The organism is Nocardia australiensis (assembly GCF_020733705.1).
Taxonomy (GTDB): domain Bacteria; phylum Actinomycetota; class Actinomycetes; order Mycobacteriales; family Mycobacteriaceae; genus Nocardia; species Nocardia australiensis.
This window is the reverse complement of the sequence record NZ_JAJFZM010000003.1, coordinates 278,543-303,670: the sequence shown is the minus strand read 5'-3', so window position 1 is coordinate 303,670 and position 25,128 is coordinate 278,543. Positions and strand designations below refer to the sequence as shown.

24 protein-coding genes and 1 pseudogene are annotated in these 25,128 nt (G+C 66.0%); 10 read left to right on the top strand and 15 right to left on the bottom strand.

Features of this window, described 5'->3' with window-relative positions; translation table 11 throughout:
* Positions 1–58: 58 nt before the first annotated feature.
* Entirely contained in the window at positions 59–643 is a 585-nt protein-coding gene (locus tag LKE06_RS20670) for a TetR/AcrR family transcriptional regulator (protein WP_228000948.1), read from the bottom strand.
* A 91-nt stretch (positions 644–734) separates the two neighbouring features.
* Here LKE06_RS20670 and LKE06_RS20665 point away from each other — a divergent pair, with 91 nt between their 5' ends.
* Entirely contained in the window at positions 735–1,583 is an 849-nt protein-coding gene (locus LKE06_RS20665) for a class I SAM-dependent methyltransferase (RefSeq protein ID WP_228000947.1), read from the top strand.
* 198 nt (positions 1,584–1,781) lie between these two features.
* Here LKE06_RS20665 and lipA read toward each other — a convergent pair whose 3' ends face one another.
* The 5 genes from lipA to sucB all read right to left on the bottom strand — a co-directional run bounded on the left by lipA (position 1,782) and on the right by sucB (position 6,983).
* The gene (lipA, locus tag LKE06_RS20660; RefSeq protein WP_228000946.1) at positions 1,782–2,798 is read right to left on the bottom strand and encodes a lipoyl synthase; all 1,017 of its coding nucleotides are present in this window, start codon (positions 2,796–2,798) and stop codon (positions 1,782–1,784) included.
* Between the two features lie 104 nt (positions 2,799–2,902).
* Positions 2,903–3,625: a lipoyl(octanoyl) transferase LipB gene (lipB, locus tag LKE06_RS20655; RefSeq protein ID WP_228000945.1), complete on the bottom strand. Its 723-nt coding sequence runs from the start codon at positions 3,623–3,625 to the stop codon at positions 2,903–2,905.
* Between the two features lie 98 nt (positions 3,626–3,723).
* Positions 3,724–4,257, bottom strand: a complete 534-nt coding sequence (locus LKE06_RS20650; RefSeq protein ID WP_228000944.1) for a GNAT family N-acetyltransferase — start codon at positions 4,255–4,257, stop codon at positions 3,724–3,726.
* A 43-nt stretch (positions 4,258–4,300) separates the two neighbouring features.
* Entirely contained in the window at positions 4,301–5,209 is a 909-nt protein-coding gene (locus tag LKE06_RS20645) for a TIGR01777 family oxidoreductase (protein WP_228000943.1), read from the bottom strand.
* 28 nt (positions 5,210–5,237) lie between these two features.
* The gene (gene sucB, locus LKE06_RS20640) at positions 5,238–6,983 is read right to left on the bottom strand and encodes a 2-oxoglutarate dehydrogenase, E2 component, dihydrolipoamide succinyltransferase (protein WP_228000942.1); all 1,746 of its coding nucleotides are present in this window, start codon (positions 6,981–6,983) and stop codon (positions 5,238–5,240) included.
* A gap of 262 nt (positions 6,984–7,245) precedes the next feature.
* Here sucB and LKE06_RS20635 point away from each other — a divergent pair, with 262 nt between their 5' ends.
* On the top strand, positions 7,246–7,617 hold the full coding sequence (locus LKE06_RS20635) for an oxidoreductase (protein ID WP_228000983.1): 372 nt from the start codon (positions 7,246–7,248) through the stop codon (positions 7,615–7,617).
* 123 nt (positions 7,618–7,740) lie between these two features.
* Here the strand turns inward: LKE06_RS20635 and LKE06_RS20630 are convergent, their stop codons facing one another.
* Entirely contained in the window at positions 7,741–9,252 is a 1,512-nt protein-coding gene (locus LKE06_RS20630; protein WP_228000941.1) for a leucyl aminopeptidase, read from the bottom strand.
* Between the two features lie 52 nt (positions 9,253–9,304).
* On the opposite strand from LKE06_RS20630, the gene LKE06_RS20625 reads away from it, so the two are divergent.
* The 3 genes from LKE06_RS20625 (at position 9,305) to LKE06_RS20615 (ending at position 12,291) form a co-directional block, all read left to right on the top strand.
* Complete coding sequence (locus LKE06_RS20625) at positions 9,305–9,916, top strand: GNAT family N-acetyltransferase (RefSeq protein ID WP_228000940.1); 612 nt, start codon at positions 9,305–9,307, stop codon at positions 9,914–9,916.
* Positions 9,917–9,996: 80 nt separating this feature from the next.
* Positions 9,997–11,097, top strand: coding sequence for a glycine cleavage system aminomethyltransferase GcvT (gcvT, locus tag LKE06_RS20620; protein ID WP_228000939.1), 1,101 nt, complete (start codon positions 9,997–9,999; stop codon positions 11,095–11,097).
* A 93-nt stretch (positions 11,098–11,190) separates the two neighbouring features.
* Positions 11,191–12,291: a branched-chain amino acid aminotransferase gene (locus tag LKE06_RS20615; protein ID WP_228000938.1), complete on the top strand. Its 1,101-nt coding sequence runs from the start codon at positions 11,191–11,193 to the stop codon at positions 12,289–12,291.
* Positions 12,292–12,309: 18 nt separating this feature from the next.
* Here LKE06_RS20615 and LKE06_RS20610 read toward each other — a convergent pair whose 3' ends face one another.
* From LKE06_RS20610 to LKE06_RS20590, 5 genes are all read right to left on the bottom strand, one after another.
* Complete coding sequence (locus LKE06_RS20610; RefSeq protein ID WP_228000937.1) at positions 12,310–13,023, bottom strand: MBL fold metallo-hydrolase; 714 nt, start codon at positions 13,021–13,023, stop codon at positions 12,310–12,312.
* A 144-nt stretch (positions 13,024–13,167) separates the two neighbouring features.
* On the bottom strand, positions 13,168–13,920 hold the full coding sequence (locus LKE06_RS20605; RefSeq protein WP_228000936.1) for an adenosylcobinamide-GDP ribazoletransferase: 753 nt from the start codon (positions 13,918–13,920) through the stop codon (positions 13,168–13,170).
* A 109-nt stretch (positions 13,921–14,029) separates the two neighbouring features.
* Positions 14,030–15,130 (bottom strand): nicotinate-nucleotide--dimethylbenzimidazole phosphoribosyltransferase, encoded by a 1,101-nt coding sequence (gene cobT, locus LKE06_RS20600; RefSeq protein ID WP_228000935.1) that lies wholly within the window; start codon positions 15,128–15,130, stop codon positions 14,030–14,032.
* Positions 15,131–15,396: 266 nt separating this feature from the next.
* Positions 15,397–15,945 carry a bifunctional adenosylcobinamide kinase/adenosylcobinamide-phosphate guanylyltransferase gene (locus LKE06_RS20595; RefSeq protein WP_228000934.1) on the bottom strand — a complete coding sequence of 183 codons (549 nt, stop codon included), beginning with the start codon at positions 15,943–15,945 and terminating at the stop codon, positions 15,397–15,399.
* Positions 15,946–16,029: 84 nt separating this feature from the next.
* Positions 16,030–17,016 (bottom strand): helix-turn-helix domain-containing protein, encoded by a 987-nt coding sequence (locus LKE06_RS20590; RefSeq protein ID WP_228000933.1) that lies wholly within the window; start codon positions 17,014–17,016, stop codon positions 16,030–16,032.
* Between the two features lie 86 nt (positions 17,017–17,102).
* Between LKE06_RS20590 and LKE06_RS20585 the strand changes: the two genes are divergently transcribed.
* Positions 17,103–17,261, top strand: coding sequence for a hypothetical protein (locus LKE06_RS20585; RefSeq protein WP_228000932.1), 159 nt, complete (start codon positions 17,103–17,105; stop codon positions 17,259–17,261).
* Positions 17,262–17,414: 153 nt separating this feature from the next.
* Here the strand turns inward: LKE06_RS20585 and LKE06_RS20580 are convergent, their stop codons facing one another.
* Positions 17,415–17,774, bottom strand: a complete 360-nt coding sequence (locus tag LKE06_RS20580; RefSeq protein WP_228000931.1) for a nuclear transport factor 2 family protein — start codon at positions 17,772–17,774, stop codon at positions 17,415–17,417.
* A 150-nt stretch (positions 17,775–17,924) separates the two neighbouring features.
* Here LKE06_RS20580 and LKE06_RS33475 point away from each other — a divergent pair.
* Positions 17,925–18,841, top strand: a pseudogene (locus LKE06_RS33475) (IS982 family transposase).
* A gap of 340 nt (positions 18,842–19,181) precedes the next feature.
* Here LKE06_RS33475 and LKE06_RS20570 read toward each other — a convergent pair.
* Positions 19,182–19,853, bottom strand: coding sequence for a DUF3043 domain-containing protein (locus LKE06_RS20570; RefSeq protein ID WP_228000929.1), 672 nt, complete (start codon positions 19,851–19,853; stop codon positions 19,182–19,184).
* Between the two features lie 195 nt (positions 19,854–20,048).
* Here LKE06_RS20570 and LKE06_RS20565 point away from each other — a divergent pair, with 195 nt between their 5' ends.
* Both LKE06_RS20565 and LKE06_RS20560 read left to right on the top strand, forming a co-directional pair.
* Positions 20,049–20,399: a HesB/IscA family protein gene (locus LKE06_RS20565; RefSeq protein ID WP_228000928.1), complete on the top strand. Its 351-nt coding sequence runs from the start codon at positions 20,049–20,051 to the stop codon at positions 20,397–20,399.
* 212 nt (positions 20,400–20,611) lie between these two features.
* Positions 20,612–21,580, top strand: coding sequence for a carbohydrate kinase family protein (locus LKE06_RS20560; protein WP_228000927.1), 969 nt, complete (start codon positions 20,612–20,614; stop codon positions 21,578–21,580).
* A gap of 58 nt (positions 21,581–21,638) precedes the next feature.
* Here the strand turns inward: LKE06_RS20560 and asnB are convergent, their stop codons facing one another.
* The gene (asnB, locus tag LKE06_RS20555) at positions 21,639–23,582 is read right to left on the bottom strand and encodes an asparagine synthase (glutamine-hydrolyzing) (RefSeq protein WP_228000926.1); all 1,944 of its coding nucleotides are present in this window, start codon (positions 23,580–23,582) and stop codon (positions 21,639–21,641) included.
* A gap of 556 nt (positions 23,583–24,138) precedes the next feature.
* Between asnB and ctaC the strand changes: the two genes are divergently transcribed.
* A complete protein-coding gene (ctaC, locus tag LKE06_RS20550; protein WP_228000982.1) occupies positions 24,139–25,125 on the top strand; it encodes an aa3-type cytochrome oxidase subunit II in 987 nt (328 codons plus the stop codon).
* Positions 25,126–25,128 lie beyond the last annotated feature (3 nt).

The following is a 25,128-nucleotide window of genomic DNA, read 5'->3' as shown; positions in this document are numbered from 1 at the left end:
CACTCGTTCGTGGCCAGGATCGTTGTAGCTGTCGGCTGGATACCCGCGAATGTCGTTGTCATGGTCCGAGTGTCGCAACGTGCTGTCGCAGGACAGCTCGTATTGTCGCCGGTTCGACGGCTCCGTGCGGGGTCACGGCGTCCAGCGATAGGCCGGAGACAAGGGCGGCCAGCGCAACTGCTTCCTCGACAGGATGTACTACTCCTATCGAGGTCAGTGCCTCGACAAGGACGGTGTGCAGATCTGCTGCCATCTTCCTGACTACAGGAGCGAACGCGGGATTGGTCCGTGAGGCGGCGATGACCTCCATTAGGACAATCGCTTCTCGGTGCCTTCCGTCATCCAACGGAACCAACTCCTCGAGCACAGTGAGCAGATACTGCCTGCTTGTCGCGCCGCCTGACCTCTCGGGTGCGGGACAGCGATCGACGCGTTGCCCCATGCGGTCACCTGCCTCGGCTGCCGCCGCGACGACCAGAGACTCATGATCGGCGAAGTAATGGCGAACCGAACCGATGTTCAGGTGGGCCTCCGCGGCAACCTTCCGGAACGTCACGGCGGCCAGACCCTTCTCAACAACCAGTCGTAGCGCCGCCTCGACGATATGGCGTCGGCGTTCATCAGCATCAACCTGCACAGGCACCGATCTAGTCTAAAACAACTTCAGGTAGATATCACACGCGTGATATAAAAGGCGTGATCGCCGTACCGACTTCAAAGAAGAAGGGCAAGCCATGCACGAAGCAGAAGCTGTCGCCGCTAATCAAGCAAACTGGGACGACAGGGCCGAGGTACACGCACGTTCCGAGATGTACGACGTCGCAGGCTTCCTGGCCGATCCAGAGGAAATCTCCACGGTCGTGCTGAACGACCTGTCGGTGCTGGCGCCGCACTTGCCGGAATCCGGAATCCGGAACCTCTCACTGCTACACCTCCAGTGCCACATTGGCACGGACACCCTCTCGTGGGCACGACTCGGGGCGCTCGATGTTCACGGCCTCGACTTCTCGGCCAACTCTCTGCGCCATGCGACCCGAATCGCGAAGGCCGACGGCCACGACGTCACATGGGTGGAGGGTGACGCGCGGTGCGCCTCGACGCTGATCGACCGGCACTTCGACGTAATAGTTACCAGTGCGGGAACTATAGTTTGGCTGCCTGAACTCGCAACCTGGGCGCAATCCATCCACGACCTCCTCGAACCGGGAGGCCTGTTCATGATCCGCGACGATCACCCGATCCTCGGAGCAATGGCATTCGAGCCTTGGGAGATCACCGACGACTACCTCGGTGGCGGCGGCACCCGCACATACGAAGACTCAGGTACGTATACAGATAACGCCGGGGGAGAAATCGCGCACGTCACCAACCACGAGTGGCGCCACGACCTGGGCGAGATCATCGGTTCACTACTGAACGCCGGACTCAGGATCGAGGCTTTCACTGAGCTGCCGTACATGGACTGGCCCGCTTTCTCCGGCCTCGCCCCTTGCCCCCAGGGATGGGCCCTGCCGCCCCAAGCCCCGCGGATTCCCCTGAATTTCGCCGTCGTCGCTAGGCGTCCGAACCAGCGGAACTCTTGAGGTAAGACAAACTCGTGTATTCGGCCACGGCCTTGGCCTGAAAAAATCCCCTTTTCGCACTCACGGCCGTCTCGTTCTACGCCCACCTTGCTCGTGATCGGGTAGGCCGGGGGCGGGCGCAGAATCATCCATCCCTCCCGGGACGTGCAGGTCCCCGCATACCGGTGGGGTATGCGGGGACCTGAGTCGCTCGTGGTGTCAGTTGCCGAAGCGCGCCAACACCGCGCTAGCCTCCTGGGAGGCGGTGCCTTCCTTGGCCAGGTGCGCTATGGCGGACGGGATTTCGCGCCCATGGTGGGCCATTGCCTGGGAGTACAAGCGGCCGGCGCGGTAGGACGAGCGCACGAGGGGGCCTGCCATTACGCCAGCGAAGCCGATTTCTTCGGCCATCTTGGAGTGGTCGACGAACTCCTCCGGCTTCACCCAGCGGTCGACGGGGTGGTGGCGGGGTGAGGGGCGCAGGTATTGGGTGATGGTGAGGATGTCGCAGCCTGCTTCGTGCAGGTCGTGCATGGCCTGGGTGATCTCTTCGGGGGTCTCGCCCATGCCGAGGATCAGGTTGGACTTGGTTACCAGGCCCGCCTCACGGGCTGCGGTCAGTACCGACATCGAACGCTCGTAGCGGAATGCCGGGCGGATGCGCTTGAAGATGCGCGGCACGGTTTCGACGTTGTGCGCCAGCACTTCTGGTCGAGTCGAGAAGACCTCGGCCAGTTGGCTGGGGTCGGCGTTGAAGTCGGGGATCAGCAGCTCGACGCCGGTACTCGGATTCAAAGCCTTGATGGCGCGGACGGTTTCGGCGTAGAGCCAGGCACCGCCGTCGTCGAGATCGTCGCGGGCAACGCCGGTGATGGTCGAGTAGCGCAGGCCCATCGCCTGGACGCTCTCGGCGACACGGCGGGGCTCGTCACGGTCGAGGGCGGCGGGCTTGCCGGTGTCGATCTGGCAGAAGTCGCAGCGCCGGGTGCACTGTTCACCGCCGATCAGGAAGGTCGCCTCGCGATCTTCCCAGCATTCGAAGATGTTGGGACAGCCCGCTTCCTCGCACACCGTGTGCAGGCCCTCGCGTTTGACGAGTCCCTTGAGTTCGGTGTACTCGGGGCCCATCTTGGCCCTGGTGCGAATCCATTGAGGCTTGCGCTCGATCGGGGTCTCCGCGTTGCGCGCCTCGATGCGAAGCAGTTTACGTCCTGCCGGTGCTTGTGCTGAGGTCACCGAACCGATGCTACGCCGGGCGTGATCGCCGGTTTGCACGCCGTCGATCACCGCGCAGTCGATCACTGCCTCGGTATTTATTCCCGCGTTGTCGGACACGGCGGTCAGGCGCCCGCGGGCGGAGTGACGCGCCGGATGTCGTGTGTCGTTACCGGGAGTTCGCCGTTCAACGCTCGGACGATCGCGTCGGCGACGGCGGGCCGGACCTCGGCCACCGTCACTTCGCGGCCCAACTCGGTCGTCAGCGTGGTGACGCCCGCGTCGCGGATGCCGCAGGGCACTATCGCCTGGAAGCCATCCAGCGCGGAGTTGCAGTTGAGCGAAATGCCGTGCAGTGCAACGCCGCGCTGTACGCGCACGCCGATCGAGGCGACCTTGCGCTCGGCATAGAACTCGGTGGCGGGCAACCAGACTCCGGAGCGGCCCTCGATTCGGCCGCAGCTTACGCCGAGGTCGGTACACACCGTGATCAGCGCTTCTTCCAGCCTGCGCACGTACTGCACCACGTCCACCGGTTCGGCCAGGCGCACGATCGGGTAGCCGACGAGCTGACCCGGACCATGCCAAGTGATCTTGCCGCCCCGATCGACCTGAACCACGGGACTGCCGTCGATCGGCAGATCCTCGTCCTCGGTGCGCCGTCCGGCCGTGTACACCGACGGGTGCTCGAGCAGCAGCAGGTGATCGTTTCCGATGCCATCGGCCCGTTCGGCCGCGATCTTGCGCTGCAGTTCCCAGGCACTGTGGTAGTCGATGAGTCCGAGATCCTCGACGACGATCGGGGTCGTATCGAATCGGGCGGACAAAGCGGTGCGCGTGTCGTTCACGTCCTTGACGGTACGCCCAGCGGGCTGCGCTGATAAGCCGGTCAGGTGTGGCGGATGCCACAAGGTAGCCAGGTTTGGGAACAGAGCGCGTCGGCGCGCTACTCGGCGACGACCGGAAGGGCCAATTGCATCAGCGTGAGGTCGAGCCAATGCCCGAATTTGTAGCCGACCTCGGGCATTTCACCGACGGTGGCGAAGCCGTGGCGCTCGTGGAGCGCGATCGAGGCGGCGTTGCTCGATTCGATGGCGGCGATCATCGCGTGCACGGTGCCCGCCTCGCGCGCTCGCGTGACCAATTCGGTCAGCAATGCGGTGGCGAGCCCTCGGCGGTGGTGTCCCTCCGCGACGTAGACGGAGTTCTCCACGCTGTAGCGGTAGCCGACCTTCGGGCGCCACTGCCCGTAGCTGGCATACCCGGCGACCGTACCGCCCACGTCGGCGACGAGCACCGGAAAACCGGCGGCGATGCGAGTGCGGAACCAGGTCTGCCGATCGGCTAGCTCGACCTGTTCGTCGTCCCAGATCGAGGTGGAGTCCGCGATATTCGCGTTGTGGATGTCGAGGATCGCGGGCAGGTCGCCCTCGTGTGCGTCTCGGATGATCGCGGTGGTCCTGGCATCGAGCTCGGTCACGGCTGTGCTCCGGTGCTTGGCCGGCAGAGCCGGCCCCGCATGCTCATCGGCTTGCCCTCTCGCGGCCGAGGGTCGAGGCGAGCGCGGCCCCGATGGTCTCGTGGTGGAAGGGGTAACCTGCCTCCTCCAATGCGGTGGGGATGGCGCGAGGGCCGTGCAGGATCGCCGCCTGTGCGAACTCGCCGATCAGCGCGCGCAGCGCGAACGCGGGCACGACAAGTGGGGTGGGCCGGTGCAGTGCGCGGCCGAGCGCGCGATTGAACTCGGCATTGGTGACCGGTGCCGGACCGACCGCGTTGATCGGCCCGGAGATGGTGTCGTGGGTGAGCGCGAAGATGATCGCGCCGATCTCGTCGTCGATCGAGATCCACGGCGTGTATTGCCGCCCGTTGCCGAGCCTGCCGCCGAGGCCGAGTGAATACAGCGGTTGCAGCAAGCCGAGCATGCCCCCCTTGCGGGCCAGTACCACGGCGCTGCGCAACAGGATGGTGCGCACTCCCGCCGCGTCGGCGGGTGCGGTGGCGGCTTCCCAGTCACGGCACAGGGTGGCCAGGAAACCGGTACCGACAGGCGAGGTTTCGTCGACAACGTGGTCGCCGGTATCGCTGCCGTAGACGTGCACGCCGCTGGCATTGAGGAGCACCGGAACGCCAGCGGCCGCTACTGCCTCGGCCAGCACGTCGGTCGGGGTGATCCGGCTGTCGCGCAGCTCTTGTTTGTAGCTGCCGGTCCAGCGCCGTCCACCGATGCTCGCTCCGCACAGATTGACCACCGCGTCCGCGCCCCGCAGGGCCCGCTCGTCCAGTTCGGCGCGAGCGGGATCCCACCGGAATTCGTCGGGGGCGGCGGCGGGCCGACGGACCAAGCGGGAGACGTCATGCTCGTCGCGGCGCAGGGCCGCGACGAGCGCCGTCCCGATCAGACCGGATGAACCGGCGATCACGACCTTCATGCGTGACGTTCCGACCTTCCTCCTGGGGTCACAGTCCCAGATCGGCCTCGAACGCCGCTTCCTCGAGCCGATGCCGGATCGTGGTCAGGAAGCGACCGGCGTCGGCGCCGTCGATGAGGCGGTGGTCGTAGGTGAGCGGCAGGTAGCACATCGACCGGACGCCGATGGATTCATTACCGGTCTCATCGGTGACCACAACCGGGCGCTTGTTGATAGCGCCGGTGCCGAGCATGCCCGACTGCGGCGGAAGCAGGATCGGAGTGTCGAACAGGGCGCCCTGGCTGCCGATATTGGTGATGGTGAAAGTGCCACCGGACAGCTCGTCGGGCTTGAGGCCGCCGTTTCGGGCCCGGTTGGCGATGTCCGCGATGGCACGCGCCAGCCCGGCCAGCGACAGATCGCTGGCGTTATGGATCACCGGGGACAACAAGCCCTGGTCGGTGTCGACGGCGATGCCGAGGTGCACCGCGGCGTGGTAGGTGATCTCCTTGGTGCCCTCGTCGTAGCTGGCGTTCACGTTCGGGTGCACGCCGAGGGCCTCGACAACCGCCTTGGCGAAGAACGGCAGGAACGTCAGGTTGACGCCCTCGCGATTCTTGAACGACGCCTTGGCCTGGGCCCGCAGCGCCGCGATCTTGGTGACGTCGGCTTCGTGAACCTGCGTCAGCTGCGCGGTCGTCTGCAGCGATTCCCTGGTCTTGGTCGCGGTGATTTGACGGATGCGGCTCGCCTTCTGCACGGTGCCACGCAGGTGCGCCAGGTTCGACTGGACCGCGGCTGGGGCGGCGGGAGCCTTGGCGGCTGCGGGAGCCTTGGCGGCGGGTGCGGCCGCCGGAGCCTTCTTGGCGTCGGCGGCGGCGAGCACATCCTGCTTGCGAATGCGTCCGCCGACACCGGATCCGGTGAGCGCGGCCAGATCGACGTTGTTCTCCTCGGCCAGCTTGCGGACGAGGGGAGTGACGTAGGGGGTCGCGCCATTGCCGGAGGTGCCCGGCGCGGGGGCGGTTGTGACCGGAGCCGGTGCAGGTGCCGGTGCAGCAGCCGCAGGTGCGAGGGCTGGAACGGGTGCGGGGGCCGGAGCGGGTGCCGGAGCAGGAGCGGGTGCCGGGGCAGGAGCCGGCGGTGCGGGTGCGGGCGCGGGTGCGGCGGCGGGGGATCCGCTGCCGATCACGCCCAGTTGCCCACCGACGGCGACGATGTCGTCTTCCTGCGCGGTGATCTCCAGCAGCGTGCCCGCGACGGGCGACGGGATCTCGGTGTCCACCTTGTCGGTGGAAACCTCCAGCAGCGGCTCGTCGACGGCGATCTGGTCACCGACGGCCTTCAGCCAGCGGGTGACGGTGCCCTCGGTGACCGACTCACCGAGTTCCGGCATGGTCACCGAGGTGCCCGCTGCCGCTGCCGCGGGGGCGGGTTCGGCGGCGGGTGCGGGGGCCGACTCGGCCTGTGCGGGAGCAGGTTCCGGCGCGGGCGCGGGTGCCGGTGCGGGTGCGGCGGCCGCCGGTGCGGGCGCCGCCGCGGGCGCGGGTGCCTCGCCAGGCTCGCTGATCACGCCGAGCTCGCCACCGATCTCGACGACGTCGTCTTCCTGGGCGACGATCTTCGACAGCACGCCCGCCGTCGGCGACGGGATCTCGGTGTCGACCTTGTCGGTGGAGACCTCGAGCAGTGGCTCGTCGACCTCGACCGTGTCTCCTTCCTGCTTCAGCCACCTGGTCACCGTTCCCTCGGTGACGCTCTCACCAAGAGCGGGCATCTGGACGGAGAAGGCCATGTCCTCTGACTCCTCTGACTGCTCGACGGGGTTCTACAACAGTTGATCTCACGTCGGACACCCGTCGCGGGTCGCGGCGGATGTCCGAATGCCACCAGTCATTGTGCGTGGCGCCGGAGATCCTTGTGGTTCTTGTACCGCGATCCATCCTTGCACTCGTCCGCGTGCCGAGTAGCAGAGGGCAGCGAACTCCTGCCGAGCTGGCAGTATGGAGGGGCCGATGGCAAGTGTTGCGCGGGTGTCGAGCAGGAGGTCGGCGTCGGTGGGTTTGCTGGATCGTTTCCGTGGCGTTGTGGCCCGGCGCGGACGCGCCTCACCTGCGGGTACCGCGAGGAACGCGGATGCCCGTTATCTGACGGAATGGGTCCGCGCTCACATCGGTGTCGAGGGTTACGTGGAGCCCAAGACCACCGTGACCGATGTCACAGTTGTGCTGATTGCCGCGGATGGCGAATGGACTCGCCGCATCGTCGGCGAGCGCGGCGCGCAACGGCTTGCTGGAGATTTGCGCATCCCCGTCTATGACGTCAGGAAGACCGGCTATCCGCAGCGGATGCGCGACTTCGATGCCCGCCGCCGCATCGAACGGCAGCGTGCGATGGAACGGGAAATGAACGATATGAACGATATGTAGGTATTCCCACCCCCGAAGGCTGTCGCGTACAGCGGCGAACCGGGCGCTCAGCAAACCGCGCGCAATAGCGGCAGGGGGTGGCGCGTCGTCCGGACTATCGGCTTCCGGACGACGCGCCGGCGCCTACTCCGCCGCGATGTCCTCGAGGACCGCGATCAGGGTGCGAACCGGAACGCCGGTGCCCCCCTTGCCGATGTAGCCGAACGGACTGCCGGTGTTGTATGCCGGACCGGCTACGTCCACATGCGCCCACTGAACGCCCTCGGGCACGAATTCCTTCAGGAACAGCGCGGCCGAGAGCATGCCGCCCCACCGATGGGGCGCGACGTTGGCGAGATCGGCGATCTTGGAGTTCAGGTCGGCCCGCAATTCGGTGGGAAGCGGCATGGCCCAGCCGTTTTCGCCGACCGCGCGCGAGATGCGAGCGACCCGGTCGCGGAACTCGTCGGTGCCCATGACGCCGGGCGTCCTGGTGCCGAGCGCGACGATCTGGGCGCCGGTTAGGGTCGCCACGTCGATGAGGTAGTCAGGGTTGTCCTCACTGGCCCGCACGATCGCGTCGGCCAGGATGAGGCGGCCCTCGGCGTCGGTATTGAGCACCTCGACGGTTGTTCCGCCGTATTGGGTGAGCACGTCACCGGGACGCTGCGCGGTCGCCGAGGGCATGTTCTCCGCCATCGGGACAGTCGCGGTGACGGTAACCGGCAGCCCGAGCCGCGCGGCGAGCAATGTGGTCGCGACGACCGCGGCGGCGCCGGCCATATCCGAGGTCATGTTCTCCATATTCGCCGCAGGCTTGATGGAGATGCCGCCGGTGTCGAAGGTGATGCCCTTGCCGATCAGCGCGATCTTCTTCGGCCCGCCCGCATAGGTGATCCGGACCAGCCGCGGCGGACGCGCCGAGCCCTTGCCGACACCGAGGACGCCGCCATAACCGGCCGCCTCCAAGGCGTTTTCGTCGAGCACCTCCACCTCGAGTCCGGCCGCCTCGGCCAATATCTGTGCGCGCGAGGCGAACTCAGCGGGGAACAGATGGCTCGGGGGAGTGTTGACGAAATCCCGGGCGGTGGCGACGGCCTCCGCGACCAGCTGTGCCTTGGTGAGTGCCTCTTCGCCGAATTCGGGCTCGGGAACCAGCAATTCGACGCGGGCGACGGCACGCTCGTCCGGCTTCGGCGCCGACTTGCCCGACTTGAACGGCGTGAAGGTGTAGGCACCCAGGTAGAAGCCTTCGGCGGCGGCACCGAGGTCGAGGCCCGACAGCGTGGTCACCACGAGTTCGGTGCCCGACAGCGACCGCGCGGCCGCACCAGCCGAGCGGCGGATCTGCTCCGCGTCGATCTTGTCCGCCGTGCCGAGACCGACCGCGAGCACGCTGGTCACCCCGTCGAGGCCCCTGGGCGCGGGCACCCGGGTCAACTCGTCGGCCTTGCCCTTGGCGCCGACAGCGCCGAGCTGGTCCAGTAGGTACGTGCGCACCTCGGCGGTCAGTATGTCGTCGAACAGGTCCTCGGGCACGATCGCGGGACCGTTCTCCGACGACGTCAATCCGATGACGAGCACGTCGGTGTCGGGCCCGATTGTTTGGGTGCGAGCCAGTTCCGGTCCTAAGGGGCGATCTGCAACAGCGGTCATGGCCACAGGCTAGCTTGGCGAGGGCACACCGTAGCGAGCGAGAGGACGACAGATGGGACCATCATTGACGGTCCGGCGGGCCGGGGCCGAGGACCGCGACGCGGTTGTCGAGGCGTTCGTCGTGGCCAGTGTCGACGAGGTCGTCACCGCGTGGGTGCTCGAAGGCTATTCCGTCGAACAGTTCCAGACGAGTTATGCGCCGTTGGTCATCGATGCCGCATTGACAGACGACGAGGTTTGGATCGCCGAATCCGGCACGACGGTGTTGGCGGTATCGATCTGGCAGACCGCCACTTCCGCCGCTCGGTTCGAGACCGAGGCCGCCGAGGCGCGGCAGCGGGCGCAGGCGGCCCCGGAGGTGCGCCCGCTGCAGCGGGCGGCGTATGCCATGACGTTGGTCGCGAAGGAACATCCCCGAAAATTTCCGCACCGATATCTTCAGATGATCGTCACGCGGCCGGAATATCGCGGCGTCGGTGCCGGAGCGGCGATCCTGGCCGACCGTTTGAAAGCCGCCGCGGCGGCGGGGATGCCGGCGTTCCTCGAAGCCAGCACCGAACGTTCCGCTCGCCTCTACGGTCGTCACGGATTCGTTCGCGACGGCGCGACCTACACGTTGCCTGAGGGTGGACCGACGCTGATCCCCATGTGGTTTCGAGGCTGACGACGAATAGTCCGTGGCAACGTTTCGCGACGTCGACACATATGAGCCGGGTGCGTATCGAGCCGGGTTAAGCTCGCCGGGTGACCGATACGAACCTGCTGCGAGGCCCGATCCACGCTGTCCACGTCGAGCTCGGGGCGAGTTTCGCGCCGTTCGGCGGGTGGGAAATGCCGGTCTCGTACGCGGGGACGGTGTCCGAGCATCAGGTGGTTCGCACGACGGTCGGCCTTTTCGATGTGAGCCACCTCGGTAAGGCAACCGTGCGCGGTAGCGGCGCGGCCGAATTCGTGAACTCGGCGCTTACCAACGATCTGGGCCGTATCCGCCCAGGCAAGGCGCAGTACACGCTGTGCTGCGCTCCCGATGGCGGCGTAATCGACGACCTCATCGCCTATTACGTCAGTGACGATGAGATCTTCCTGGTGCCGAACGCCGCCAACACCGCGTCCGTGGTCGCCGAACTGCGGAAAGTCGCGCCCGAGGGCATCACGGTGACCGACGAACATCGCGAATTCGGCGTGTTCGCCGTGCAGGGGCCGCGCTCGACCGAAGTTCTCGCCGCGCTCGGCCTGCCGACCGAGATGGAATACATGGCCTTCGCCGACGCCGAGTGGGGCGGGCGGCCGGTTCGCGTGTGCCGCACCGGTTACACCGGCGAGCACGGTTTCGAGCTGCTGCCACGCTGGGCCGACGCCGAACCGCTGTTCCGCGCCCTGGTCGAGCAGGTTCGAGCGACCGAAGGTCAGCCCGCCGGGCTCGGTGCCCGCGACACTCTGCGCACCGAAATGGGTTATCCGCTGCACGGACATGAACTGTCACTGGAGATTTCGCCGGTCCAGGCCCGCACCGGCTGGGCCGTCGGCTGGAAGAAGCCCGAGTTCTGGGGCAAAGCCGCACTGACACAGGAGAAATCGGCGGGCCCACGCCGAATCCTGTTGGGGCTGAGGGCACTCGATCGTGGCGTGCTGCGGCAGGGACAGGCGGTGCTGCGTAACGGTGAACCGGTCGGTGAGACCACCTCCGGTACGTTCTCACCCTCGTTGAAGGTCGGTATCGCGCTGGCGCTGCTCGACGCCGAGCCGGATTTGCAGCCCGGCGACGACGTAGAGGTCGACGTCCGCGGCCGCCGCCTGCGCTGCCAGGTGGTTCGCCCGCCGTTCGTCGAGACGAACACCAAGTAGGCGCGTTACCGAGAAGTCGGTGATACATCCTGGTGGCGGTGGCATGCGGATCAGGCGTCCGGCGGCGAATCGGTTCCCGTTAGGATCGAGGTCATGACCGTCGCCGCACAGTTCACTCATGTTCCGCATCCTGCGCCCACTCCGGCGCAGCGGATACAGGAGATCCTCGTGGCACCCGGGTTCGGGCGCTTCTTCACCGATCACATGGTGTCGATCGATTACACCGAGGACGAGGGCTGGAGCAACGCGCGCGTCGAACCGTACGGGCCGTTGGCGATGGACCCGGCGACCATGGTCTTCCATTACGGGCAGGCCATCTTCGAGGGTTTGAAGGCATACCGTCAGGCGGACGGCAGCGTCGCCTGCTTCCGCATCGGCGCCAACGCGACCCGCTTCCGTAAATCCGCGCGCCGCATGGCGATGGCCGAACTGCCCGAGGAACTGTTCGTCGAATCGGTCCGGCAGCTGCTCGAGGTCGACAGTGGCTGGGTGCCGCCGGCGGGTGGCGAGGAGTCGCTTTATCTGCGTCCGTTCATGATTGCCACCGAAGCCGGTCTCGGTGTGAAGCCCGCCTCGGCCTACAAGTATCTGCTGCTCGGCTCTCCGGCGGGCGCCTACTTCCCGCGTGGTGTCAAGCCGGTGCGAGTGTGGCTGTCGACCGAGTATGTGCGGGCCGCGCCCGGTGGCACCGGCGAGGCGAAGGTCGCGGGCAATTACGCCGCCTCGCTCTTGGCGCAGGCACAGGCCACTGAGGAAGGCTGCGATCAAGTGGTCTGGCTGGATGCCTGCGAGCGCCGCTACGTCGAGGAAATGGGCACCAACAATCTATTCTTCGTCTTCGGCTCCGGCTCGGCCGCGCGCCTGGTCACCCCCGAGCTGTCCGGTTCACTGCTGCCCGGCATCACCCGCGACTCGCTGCTGACCCTCGCTGCCGATTCCGGCTACCCCGTCGAGGAGCGCAAGATTTCTGTCGAGGAATGGCGTACCGGCGCCGAATCCGGTGAAATCACCGAGGTTTTCGCCTGCGGCACCGCCGCCGTGATCACCCCCGTCGGCTGGGTCCGCTCATCCGAAGGCGAGTTCGCCGTCGGCGGCGGCAACCCCGGCGAAGTAACCATGGCTCTGCGCGACACCCTCACCGGCATCCAGCGCGGCACCTTCGCCGATATCCATAACTGGATGCGCACCATGTGACACCGTCGGCGAACGGGTTCAGCTAGGCATGAAGGTATGCCATTCGTCCAGGGTCTTGGGGCGCATGACGTAGTTGGTGTCTTTGACCGAGGCCAGAGGTGCGCTTGGTGCTTCGGAGTACCAGTGGCCGGGGTAGACGGTGGGGTTGCTGGGGAGCTCGGCCAGGTAGCGGAGACTGCGGAACATGGCGTCCGAGTCGCCACCGGGGAAGTCGGTGCGGCCGCAGCCGTCGACGAACAGGGTGTCTCCGGCAATCAGGCGATCGTCGAGCAGGAAGCACTGACTGCCAGGGGTGTGGCCGGGGGTGTGCAGCAATTCGATGTCGAAAGCGCCGACGGAGACCTTGTCGCTGTGCTGATGCCCGGTCAATTCGCTCTTCGCGATCCCGGTGACGTTCGCCACCCAGTCCAGCTCCTCGGCATTCACATGCACTGGGACGCTTGTCTTTTCGAGCATCTCGCGCACGCCACCGAGCGTGAATCCGAGCATGGTGCCGCCCACGTGGTCGGGGTGGTGGTGGGTGGCGAGTACACCGGTCAACCGCAGCCCGTCGCCCTCGGCGATGTCGACCAGATCGGCCGCCGCGTACGCCGGATCAACCACGACGCACTCCCCGGTCTCCCGATCTCCGATCAGATACGCGAAATTTCGCATCTGTGTCGCGATCGGATCGCCCACGGCGAAGTCCCGTCCGGACAGTAGCTGGCGAAAATATAGGCGCTCGGAAGACATACCGCACACCTTATTGCCCGGCCTGGACGATCGGCGCGCCGCAGTCGGAAAAATTCCAGTGACTCAGACTGTGATGATCAACAAACGTGTCGATTCGCGCATAACGGCCCTGGTTTTCGGGAGGACTATCCGTGCGCGTCCTGGTCAGTCGAAGCCGAGCGATAGGCCGGCGGCGGCGAGGGCGACCGAGACTTCTATCACCGCGCCGAGGATATCGCCCGAGAGCCCGCCGAATCGCCGGGCACAGTGGCGAATCAACATGGCCGCGATCCCGAGCGTGACCACCGCCACGACCGGCCCTTGCCAGTGGTGCTCCGAGACCGCGAACGCGCTCGCGATCAATGCGACGGCGATCCAGGTCGTGATGGTGAGCCGGTTTTGAGTTCCGGCGACGAGCGCACCGAATCCCGAGTCCGGCGCGGCGGTGAGGCCGTGGCGACAAGCGAAAACCGCCGCGACGCGACCGATCGTCACGGCGAAGATCACGGCGAACCAGCGTTCGTGCTGTGCCAGCGCCGCAAACGAAAATGCTTGGATAGCAATCGAAAACACAATGGCCGCGACGCCGAATGGTCCAGCGGCGCCGCTCTTCATGATCTGTCTGGCACGCTCGGGTGGTCCATAGCTGCCGAGGCCGTCGATGGTGTCGGCCAGTCCGTCCAGGTGCATGCCGCGCGTGAGGAGGGCCAACGCGGCGACCACGACCAGTCCGGCCAGCGGTGCTGCCGCACCGACCCATGTCAGTACCAACAACAGCCCGGACGCGGTGACCCCGAGTAGCGCACCGACCAACGGCGCCAAGGCGATTGCGCGTCTCGCTGCCGTCCGGTCCACCTCGTGCGGGCCGCGCACCGGCAGTACCGTCAGCCAGGATACCGTGAGCCGCACGCTGTTCACGCGTGGTACCAGGGCGCGGAGCCGGGTAGGACGACCCGATGGGCGCGAATACCGTCGTCAGGTCGCGGGACATCCAACGTGACCCGCGCAGGTAGTGGCGACCGCCCGATCATTTCGTCAGGTCCGGTTTGGCGTCGCTGGATTCGGTTGCGGGCTCGGGGTTTTCGGGGTCGGCTGTGCTGACACCCGCCTCGGCGAAGGTCGACATATCGGCCAGTGCGGCGACGGCGGCCCGTAAGAGGGAGAGCGCGGCGAGCGCGCCTGACCCCTCACCGAGGCGCATGCCCAAGTCGATCAGCGGTTCGATGCGAAGGTGCTTCAGTGCGAGGGTGTGCGCGGGTTCGGTAGACAGATGTCCTGCGAGCCACCACGTGCCGGCACCGGCAGCGAGGTCCTCGGCGACGAGCGCGGCCGCGGTGACGACTACACCGTCGAGAATGACCGGGGTGCGGCGGGTGGCGGCCTGGGCCAGGAATCCCGCCATGGCGGCGAAGTCCGCGCCGGAAGCCACGCGCAACAGTTCGACCGGGTCCTTTACGACCGGGCGTGCGCGACGCATGCCATCGCGGATCGCGGCCACCTTGCGTACCCATCCCGCGTCGTCGATGCCGGTGCCGCGGCCGATGGCGGCGACGGGCTCAGTGTCGGTGAGTGTCGCGATGAGCACGGTGGCGGGGGTCGTGTTGCCGATTCCCATATCGCCCGCGATCAGTAGATCCGCGCCCGCGTCGATCTCTTCGTCGGCGATCGCGATACCCGCGGCGAGTGCCGCGTGGACCTGTTCGGCGCTCAGTGCGTCTTCCCGGTCGATGGCCCCACTGGACCGGCGCACCTTGTGCTGGCTCACCTGTGGATCGGTATCCGCGTCGACGGAGATATCGGCAACACGCACGGTCGCCCCGGCCACGGCGGCGAGTGCGTTCACCGCTGCGCCACCGCCGAGGAAATTGGTGACCATTTGCGCGGTTACCGCGCTCGGATACGCCGACACCCCATGCCGGGCGACACCGTGATCGCCCGCGAACACCACCACTCGCGCCCGCTCGAACTGCTTCGGCGGGCATACACCCTGACACGCGGCGACCCAGTTGCCGAGCTCCTCCAGCCGCCCCAATGACCCGCCGGGCTTGGTGAGCTGTGCCTGCCGCTGCCGTGCCGCCGCACGAATCTGCGCATCAGGTGGCGCAACCGGTCCGAATCCGTGTGTCACTGTGGAGCCTCTCGAGGTCAGGGCAGTTCGTTGGTACGCCGCTCAATATTGCCCGCACCGGGTATCGCCGCGCACACCGCCCGCGACCGGGCCGCCGCCGCACCGTGCGTGGACGAGTCCGATCGGTCCTCGCCGACCCCCGCGAACGTGCTGCCACTGCGGCCGCGCCTTTCGTGGTGGCGGCTCGGCGTCGTACCGAGGGGCGTCGACCTCGATGCACGTCAATGCCAGCGAGCCGAATGGGAAGCCTCCCAGACCCATTCGCGCTACCGGAGGCGGACCGGGATACCAGCGACAATCAGGAAGGCTTCGTCGCAGACCTGTGCGAGGCGCTGGTTGAGGGTGCCGATTTCATCCCGGAACAGGCGGCCGGAGCGGGTGGCCGGAATGACACCCATACCGACCTCGGGGCTCACGATCACCAGACGGTGCCGATAGGCGGCGACCGCGGCGACCAGTGCGTCGGCGTCGGGGGCGACGGTGCCGCGCGGAGCGTTCCAGGCGTCGCGTGCATCGATGCGGGCGGTCAGCCAGGTACCGATATCGTCGATGAGAGTGGCGCCCGCAGCGCCGAACTCTTCGACGAGAACCGTTGCTGGGTCGGCACTTTCGACAACCGTCCAGTCCGATGGCCGCCGCTCGCGATGCTTGGCGATCCGTTCGGCGAAGTCGAGATCGGCGGGATCGGGAACCGCTGTGGCGAGATAGCGCACCGGGCCCGCGTCGGCCATCAAACCCTCCGCGAAGGCCGACTTGCCGGACCTGGCCCCGCCGAGCACAAGCGTGCGATGCGGGATGCGTGGGGTGTCGGACACGTGCAGCACCGTATCAACCGGCCCGGCCCGGCCCCATATGGTCCGTGCCGCAGATGAGGCGGCAGCATCCACCCGGATCGTGGTTTACGCGCTGTCGGACTCGACGGCGAGTCCGCCACCGAAGCGGCGGCGATATTCGGTGGGGGCGATGCCGACTATCCGCTGGAAATGGTGACGCAGTAGCGCGCCGGAGCCGAAACCGGCCTGGGAGGCGATCTGTTCGAGGCTGTCGTCGGTGTCTTCCAGTAGATGCTTGGCGTACAGAACGCGCTGGTTGGTCAGCCATTTCACCGGGGTGGTTCCGGTTTCGGCGGCGAATCGGCGGGCGAAGGTCCTGGTCGACATCGTCGATCGGGTGGCGAGCTCGTCGACGGTGTGCGCGCGCTCGAGGTTCTGGCTCATCCATTGCAGGGTGGTGCTGAGGCTGTCGGAGGTGCACTCGGGAACGGGGCGCTCGATGAATTGGCGTTGTCCGCCGTCGCGCTGTGGCGGCACCACCATGCGCCGGGCGATCGCATTGGCGGCGGTGCTGCCGATTTCCCGCCGCACCAGGTGCAGGCAGGCGTCGATGCCCGCGGCGGTGCCCGCGCTGGTGATCAGTTTGCCCTCGTCGACGAACAGCACGTCCGGATCGACGGTCGCCGCCGGGAACTGTTCGGCGAGCTGGTCGACGTAACGCCAGTGCGTCGTGCATTTGCGACCGTCGAGTAGCCCCGCCGCCCCGGCCAGGAACGCGCCCGAACAGACCGTCAGTACGATCGCCCCGGCATCGGCCGCCGTCCGCACCGCACCGACGATGCGTGGATCGAGCCTCTCGCCCATTGCGGAGGTCGGAAAAGCGGGAATCGCGACCAGATCGGCCTTGACGAGTTCCCCCAGGTCGTACTCCGGTGTGACGGTGACACCGGGCGTCGTCGAACGAAGCGGCTTCCCCGGTTCGACCCCGCAGACCTTGAAGTCGAATCCCGGCAGTCCGTCCGCAGTTCGATCGAGGCCGAAAACCTCACAGACCACCCCGAATTCGAACATGGCGAGGCGGTCGGTAATAACGACGGCGACCTTGGACAGCATCCACCCAGTGTAACTGGCTGAATATTGACGGATAATGTCAGAACTGCCACTTTCGGCTGAAAGTGGTCGATCGCAAAATTACTGCCATGATTACTTTCATCGTATGCATGGCAGTCCTGATCGGTTTCGCCGTGATCATCGCCAGCGGCCAAGACCAAGCCGGATCAACCAACATCATCGACCGCGACGCCCAGCGCCTGCGAAACGACCTGGACTCGATACTCGCCCACTCCCACCACCGCTGAAGAGAGCAGTGCCCTGGACGTCGAACAGCAAATACCGGCCCCCTCGCCCCCACCCACAAAAGTAGGTGCCGCACCAGCCCGCTTACGTGCCCACTGGACGAGTAATTCCAAGGGGGCGGGTGGGTGGACAGCCGGTTTGTTGTCGGTGTCGGGTCAGGTGGTGCCGCCGCTGTAGGTCCACATCTCGGCCATCAGGCCGTCCTCGAGCCGGATCAGCCAGATCAGCCGACTTGCAGGTGTGTCGCCGCCGGTTTCGACCTGACCCACGGCCGCAACCAGATCCCCGTCTCCCAGCAGCGAGGTGATCTGGAAACGCAGGCCCGGGCGGGCCCCGCGAACCTTCGCGACGGCCAGACTGACATCGGCAGGGCCAGTCACCTCCGGGTGGTCGTGGTCGATCCAGTGCGGGCTGAGGATCTGCTCGGTGATCGAGGTATCGCCGTTGTTCCACATCTCGAAGTAGCGCGCCACAATCGCCTGACCAGCAGTCGCCGTGATCATCGTCTCCCTCATGACCCGTTGTTCCGTTCGACCACATTGATCCCTCGACCATCCCGACAGAGCTGTTCCCGGATGGCGGTGAAGCGAGCCCGAGCTGAAATCACCTGGCCCGCAATGAATGTCGACAGTGATGGATTGAAGCGAGGGTGTTGAAGACATTGTGTGAAGAACGAAATCAACACCCTCGCGACTGCACTCTATGTCAAGATCGACGACTTGCTGAAGACCGCACCGGATCTGGCACCGTCACGGCCGCGAATCGGGTTCACGCCCCGGCTGACCGACGCCGAACTGGTGACGTTGTCGGTGATGCAGGCCCTGCTGGGGTTCACCTCCGAGGCCCGTTGGCTGCGCCATGCCCGCGCGCATCTTGGGCACCTGTTCCGCTACCTGCCCAAACAACCCGGCTACAACAAACGGCTCCGCGCCGCTACCGGCCTGATCACCCACGCGATCCGGGCACTCTCGGTCGACACGACCCTGTGAACCGACGACGTCTGGGTCGTGGACTCGACCCCGCTCGAGTGCGGCCGATCCAAGGAAACGGTCCGCCGATCAAACCTGGCCGGATGGGCCGAATACGGCTACTGCGCCTCGGCATTCCCGCTACTTCCGGGGCCTACGACTACATCTGATCTGCACTCTGGGGCGGGCTGCCGATCGGGTTCGCGTTGGCCGGAGCCAACGCCGACGAGCGCGACACACTCCTCGGCATTCTCGACACCGACTCCAGCCTGGTCGCTGACCGGCCCGCCCAAACATAGATCGGCGACAAGGGATACTTCGGTGCCGCGTTCGAGCACGAACTGGCCGGCCAGGGTCCGCACCTCCTACGACCGACCCCCAAGGGCGAGGCCCAACGGCCAGGCCAACGCCTGTTCAAACCGCTGCGACAAACCATCGAATCGATCAACCAAACCCTGAAAGGCCAACTCGACCTCGAACGTCACGGCGGCCGAACCCCCGCCGGAGTCGCGGTCCGCGTGCTGCAACGGATCCTCGCGCCGACCACCACCATCTGGCACAACGACAAGGTCGGCGCACCAATCCACCGATCACTCACCGCCTACGACCACTGACCCCGGGGACCATCCATCTAGGCACGACACCAGTCTCGAGCGAAGCGAGCCCGAGCCCAAAAGTTCGCAGCAGCGGCCAAAACACAGCACTAACTGGACCACCACCCCAACTGTCAAAGCACAGAACCCCTAACGGGTACAGAAACAGTCGGTGCCGCACGAGCCCCCATACGTACCCACTCGCCACAACAACAGCTTCCGAGCGAAGCGAGCCCGAGCACTAAAGTTCGCGGCCGGCTCGCGTCCGAGGGGCAAATACGATGCGACGAAGGAGCAAGTATTTGCCCCTCGGACGCGAGCCAAAGGGGGCCGCGAACACGCAGCGCCGCAGGCGCTGCCATCAAATACTGTCCCCCGGCCGAACCCGCGGCTTCGGTGCCCGCATTTTACGGATCTGTGAGGCGCGGACGAAGGCGTACCACCCGAGTCGATAACCGGTGTCGGTGCTATCGGGGAATCGTTCGCGAACCCTGTTGTTCACAATCCGGCCGAGCATGAATCCCTCGGCGATCATGAACGCCATCATCACCAGCATCGCCAGCGTGACGATGGACTGCCACGCTGGCGCCACGAACATCGACAAGATCAACACCAATGCCATCGGCATGAAGAGTCCGACCAGGTTGCGCCTGCCGTCGACGATGTCGCGTACGAACGCGCGCACGGGGCCCTGGTCGCGCGGCAGCAGGTACTTGTCCTCGCCGGCGAGCATTCTGGCGCGTCGATCCTGGGCGGCGAGGCGCCGCTCGGCGGAGGCCAGTTTGCGGTCTTCCTTATTGCCGCGGGCGGCCTTGCGTCGGGCGCGTGCCTCCTTCGCGGTGAGTGGTGCGGGGGCGACCGGGCCGCGGCGCTTGCCTTGTGCGTCACGGCGTTTCGGGGTGGGACGGCCCTTGCCTTCGGTGGCCGGGGTGGCCGTGCGGGTGGAGCCCGCTGCCGAGCCGCTGTCCGAGCGCGCCGTCTGATCGGCGCCCTCGTCGGTGGTGCTGGACTCGCCGCGACGGAACAATTTCACAGCGACCAGGCTATTCGATGCGACACCCAGCGGGAAATGCGGTCGGTTAGCCGAGCGTGCGGTGGGTCTCGGGTGGCGGGGTGCTGCCCGGGTCCTGGTGGTGGCAAGATGGGGAATAGCAGCCTGCGGATTGGTGTTGACAGCCAGGAGCCGTGTGCTGTTCACGGGTTGATACAGCTGTCCCTAGGAGAGTCCATGACTGTGCAGAACGAGACCGAAACCCATGGTGCGACGCTGACCGAGGCCGCCGCAGCCAAGGCGAAGGCGCTGCTGGACCAGGAGGGTCGCGACGACCTGGCGCTGCGGATCGCCGTACAGCCGGGTGGTTGTGCCGGCCTGCGCTACCAGCTGTTCTTCGACGACCGCTCACTCGACGGCGACCTCGTCGCCGACTTCGGTGGCGTCTCGCTGGCGGTCGACCGCATGAGCGCGCCCTACGTACAGGGTGCCTCGATCGATTTCGTCGACACCATCGAGAAGCAGGGCTTCACGATCGATAACCCCAATGCCACGGGCTCCTGCGCCTGCGGCGACTCGTTCAACTGACGAGCGGTCGGCTGACCGACCCGGCTGGGCCCGCACGCGTCCGCACACTTCGGGTGTTGCTGGATCGCGCTGTGGGCCCGCCGTCTGTTGTATAGAGGGCTTGCCGGAACGGTTGTCGATGTTCGGCGGATGTTGTTATTGATACGGTGAAGTCGCCGCCGAGGGTTCCACTTCGGTGATGTTCCTGTCGACAGCTAAGGACCGCGAGCCTCGTGACTATCGCAGTATCGGCATCGATTGCCACCGACCATTTGATGCGTTTCCCCGGACGATTCGCCGACGCGTTGTTGGCCGACCAGCTCGACCATGTGTCGTTGAGCTTCCTTGTCGATGATCTGCAGATCCGGCGCGGTGGGGTCGCGGGCAATATCACCTACGCCATGGGCCTACTGAATCGCACACCGCTACTCGTCGGCGCGGTGGGCGCCGATTTCGCCGAATACCGCGCCTGGTTGGAAGCACACGGTGTCGACTGCGGTGGCGTCAAGATCTCCGACCGCGCGCACACCGCGCGCTTCGTGTGCACGACTGATGACGATATGGCACAGATCGCGTCGTTCTATCCCGGCGCGATGAGCGAGGCCCACGATATCGCGATCGCCGATCTCGCCGAAGAACACGAGCTGGAACTGGTGCTCGTCGGCGCCAACGATCCCGACGCGATGCTGCTACATACCGCGCAGAGCCGCGATCTCGGCATCCCGTTCGCCGCCGACCCGTCCCAGCAACTGGCCCGTCTCGACGGCGATCAGGCGATTTCGCTGATCGACGGCGCCGCTTACCTTTTCACCAATAAGTACGAGTGGGCGCTGCTGCTGCAGAAGACCGGCCTCAGTGAGGACGAGATCGCGCGTCACGTCGGTATTCGCGTCACCACCCTCGGTGCCGACGGCGTGCTGATCGTCGACCGTGACGGCACCGAGGTGCGGGTCGGTGTGGTCCCCGAGACGAAGAAGGTCGAGCCCACCGGCGTCGGCGACGCCTTCCGCGCAGGCTTCCTCACTGGCCATACCGCGGGTCTGAGCCTGGAGCGCGCGGCGCAGCTGGGCTCGCTGATCGCCGTGCTGGTTCTGGAAACCATGGGCACCCAGGAATGGAGCCTGAATAAGGATGACGCGTTGGAGCGTCTCGCGAATGCCTATGGCGCGCAGGCGGCTTCGGACCTCGAGCCACTGCTGTAGTCCGTCGCGAAACTGACGCGGCCCACCCGTCGTAATCGGCGGGTGGGCCGCTGTCGTTTTACAGCGAGACCGGATAGACCGGCTCCTGAATCTCGGGGACGATGCGGTTCTCGACGAAGATGCCGTGCCAGATCATGAAGACCAGCAGGGTCCACAGGCGGCGACTGTGGTCGCCGCGCCCGGCCCGATGATCCTCGAGCATGCCCTTGATGGTGCCCTTGTCCAGCAGGTGATCGGTCTGCGATTCGGCGATGGTCTGCTGGGCCCAGTCGTAGAGTTCCTCGCCGCGCAGCCAATGCCGCAGCGGGACCGGGAAACCGAGCTTGGCGCGGTGCAGCACATGCGGGGGGACGATGCCCTCTAGTGCCTGGCGCAGCGCGTATTTGGTGGTTTCACTGGTGATCTTCTGCTCGTAGGGCAGTCCCTCGGCTACGTTCAGCACCTCGGTGTCCAGGAAAGGCACCCGCAACTCCAGTGAGTTGGCCATGGTCATCTTGTCGGCCTTGACCAGGATGTCGCCACGCAGCCAGGTGAACAGGTCGAGGTGTTGCATGCGCGCCACGGGGTCCCAGCCGCGCGACTGCGCGTAGATGGGGGCGGTGACGTCCTGGTGGGTCCATTCCGGCCGGAATTCGCGCAGCACGGCACGCAGTTGCGCGTCGCTGAAGCTGCGGGCATTGCCGTAGTAGCGCTCCTCGAGGGGCAGCGAGCCGCGGTGCAGCAGGCTCTTACCTCGGGTTCCTTCCGGAATCCGGTCCGATAGCTTGCCGGCCAACCGGCGCAGCCCCTTGGGCAGGCGCTCGAAAGGCTTCAGCGACAACGGCTCCCGATAGATGGTGTACCCGCCGAACAGCTCGTCGGCGCCTTCGCCGGAGAGCACCACCTTGACGTGCTTGCGCGCTTCCTTCGCCACGAAATACAGCGGAACCAGCGCCGGATCGGCGACCGGATCGTCGAGGTACCACACGATTTCGGGAATCGAGGCGGCGAACTCGGCGGGGGAGACAGTTTTGATGACGTGCCGTGCCCCGATCGCCTCGGCGGTTTCCGCGGCCACATCCGCCTCGGAGTAGCCCTCGCGCTCGAAGCAGCTGGTGAAGGTGATCAGGTTCGGGTTGTGGCGCATGGCCAGCGCGGCAACCGCGGTGGAGTCGATACCGCCGGACAGGAACGAGCCGACGGTGACGTCGGCGCGCATGTGCTTGGCGACCGAGTCCTCCATGGCCTCGGCGATCTCGCGGTAACGCGCGGCCGCCGTGCCCGGCGCGAACGGGCGGACCTGGAACTTCGGGTTGAAGTAGCGGGTCGTCTTCGGCGCCTCGCCCTGCCGCACGGTGGCGTAGCTGCCGGATTCGAGCCTGCGGATATCGGCGTGCAGCGTCTCCGGCTCCGGCACGTACTGCAGCACCGTGTAGTGCTCCAGCGCACGTGGATCGAGCCTATCGCTGCGGCCGAGCGCGGGCAGCAACTCCACCAGGCTCTTCTTCTCGCTACCGAATGCGGTGCCGCCGGGGCCGGTGGCCAGGAACAGCGGCTTGATGCCGAACGGATCGCGAGCCAGGAACAGGCTCTGTTCCTCGGTGTCCCAGATCGCGAAGGCGAACATGCCGCGTAACCGGCGAACCGCCTCGGGGCCCCAGTAGTGGAACGCGGCAACGATCGCCTCGCTGTCACCCTCGGTCTGGAAAATCTTGCCGTCCACGAATTCGGTCGCGTGCGCCCGCGTCAGCTCGTCGCGCAGTTCCAGGTAGTTGTAGATCTCGCCGTTGAAGGTGAGGGCATAGCGTTGCGGGTTTTCCGATGGGCCCCAGCGCAGCGGCTGGTGCGAGTGTTCGATGTCGATGATCGACAGCCGGTTGAAGCCGAAGATCAGGTGGTCGTCGTGCCAGGTGCCGCGCTCGTCCGGGCCGCGGTGCCGAACGCAGTGCAGCGCGTCGTACACCCGCTCCACGGTGTCCGGAGCTGCGACGTCAGATGTCAGAAATCCGAGCAGTCCACACACGGCGTCGGCAACCTCATTTCCTATATTGCGGGGCGCACACCCTCAATGGTGGCGAGCTGCTCCCCGGGGTTGGAGCGCAGCGGTCGAAATATAGTGTCCGAGTATGCCGCACGGCCCGAATAGATGCGTGGTGCGCACCGTATACAGGGCATTTGCCGCGCTGGCGTGAACGTGACGTGCAGGTAGAGGTGTACCGGCCGGGATCGGCGGAGTGTCGAATACGACCCGACGTCAAACGAGGCACCGGTTTGGTCTACGCTGCGTAGTACTCAGGCCATTCTCAGGTGGTGCGTGCGCAAAAGCGCGGCGAACACAACGAAGGTCTGAGATGTGCTTGAACGTAGCGTCGGGGCGATCGCAACCCCGGCGGTGCAATGTCGGAATGTGTGGCGACCAGGAAGGCGTGAGCGTGGCGCACAAGGCGAGCGAAGAGATCGGGGCACGACCCGTCAGGGGTCGGCTGAGCTCACCCACCCCACCGGCTTCGCCGGCTCGCCGTCCCCTCGGCCGTATCCTTCGGCGGACCGGACTGGCGGTGTCTTTGGGCATTACCGCGATGCTCGTCTCGGGCTGCTCGATCGACAGTCCATGGCTTCGGTTCGGCTGGCCCTCGGGCATCACCCCGCAGGCGACCCGAATGCGGGAGCTGTGGACCTGGTCGATCGTTGCCGCATTGGCGATGGGCGTGCTGGTGTGGGGTCTGACGTTCTGGACCATCGCATTCCACCGCAAGAAGAAGGACTCCCCGGAGTTCCCGCGCCAGACCGGCTATAACGTGCCGCTGGAGCTGACCTACACCGCGGTCCCGTTTCTGATCATCGCGGTGCTGTTCTACTTCACCGTCGTCGTGCAGAACTACGTGCACGAGAAGGTGAGCGACCCGGATGTCACCGTCGACGTGACCGCGTTCCAGTGGAACTGGAAGTTCGGCTACCGCAATGTGGACTTCAAGGATGGCTTCAAGTATGACGGCATCAATACTGAGCTCGAGGCCGCGAACCAGGAGCAGCTCCAGGAGTACAAGGAGCTGACCAAGGACGGTCACCCGCAGCCGGGTCCGCTGCACGGCAAGCCGGCCAACGACATCCTGTCCTACCTGCACTACGACAAGATCGAGACCGTCGGTTCCAGCACCGAGGTTCCGGTGCTGGTGCTGCCGACCGACAAGACCATCGAGTTCCAGCTGACCGCCGCCGATGTGGTCCACTCCTTCTGGGTGCCGGAGTTCCTTTTCAAGCGCGACGTCATGCCGAACCCGAAGGAAAACCATTCGGACAACATCTTCCAGATCACCAAGATCGAGAAGGAAGGCGCGTTCGTCGGCCGCTGCGCGGAAATGTGCGGCACCTTCCACTCGATGATGAACTTCGAGGTCCGTGCGGTCACGCCGGAGAAGTTCACCAAGTACATCGACGCACGGAAGGCGGGGAAGACCAACGCCCAGGCGCTCGAGTCCATCGGTGAGTCCCCTGTCTCCACCTCAACGCAGCCGTTCAACACCGACCGCACGACCAAGAGCGCGGCCGCGGCCGACAGCAAGTGAGGA

Coding starts and splice junctions, on each gene's coding strand:
- ctaC (WP_228000982.1), top strand. CDS start 24,139: ATGCTCGTCTCGGGCTGCTCGATCGACAGTCCATGGCTTCGGTTCGGC.
- LKE06_RS20630 (WP_228000941.1), bottom strand. CDS start 9,252: ATGACCGCTGTTGCAGATCGCCCCTTAGGACCGGAACTGGCTCGCACC.
- LKE06_RS20625 (WP_228000940.1), top strand. CDS start 9,305: ATGGGACCATCATTGACGGTCCGGCGGGCCGGGGCCGAGGACCGCGAC.
- LKE06_RS20565 (WP_228000928.1), top strand. CDS start 20,049: ATGACTGTGCAGAACGAGACCGAAACCCATGGTGCGACGCTGACCGAG.
- LKE06_RS20580 (WP_228000931.1), bottom strand. CDS start 17,774: ATGAGGGAGACGATGATCACGGCGACTGCTGGTCAGGCGATTGTGGCG.
- LKE06_RS20590 (WP_228000933.1), bottom strand. CDS start 17,016: ATGCTGTCCAAGGTCGCCGTCGTTATTACCGACCGCCTCGCCATGTTC.
- LKE06_RS20645 (WP_228000943.1), bottom strand. CDS start 5,209: ATGAAGGTCGTGATCGCCGGTTCATCCGGTCTGATCGGGACGGCGCTC.
- sucB (WP_228000942.1), bottom strand. CDS start 6,983: ATGGCCTTCTCCGTCCAGATGCCCGCTCTTGGTGAGAGCGTCACCGAG.
- LKE06_RS20610 (WP_228000937.1), bottom strand. CDS start 13,023: ATGTCTTCCGAGCGCCTATATTTTCGCCAGCTACTGTCCGGACGGGAC.
- LKE06_RS20665 (WP_228000947.1), top strand. CDS start 735: ATGCACGAAGCAGAAGCTGTCGCCGCTAATCAAGCAAACTGGGACGAC.
- LKE06_RS20615 (WP_228000938.1), top strand. CDS start 11,191: ATGACCGTCGCCGCACAGTTCACTCATGTTCCGCATCCTGCGCCCACT.
- LKE06_RS20585 (WP_228000932.1), top strand. CDS start 17,103: ATGATTACTTTCATCGTATGCATGGCAGTCCTGATCGGTTTCGCCGTG.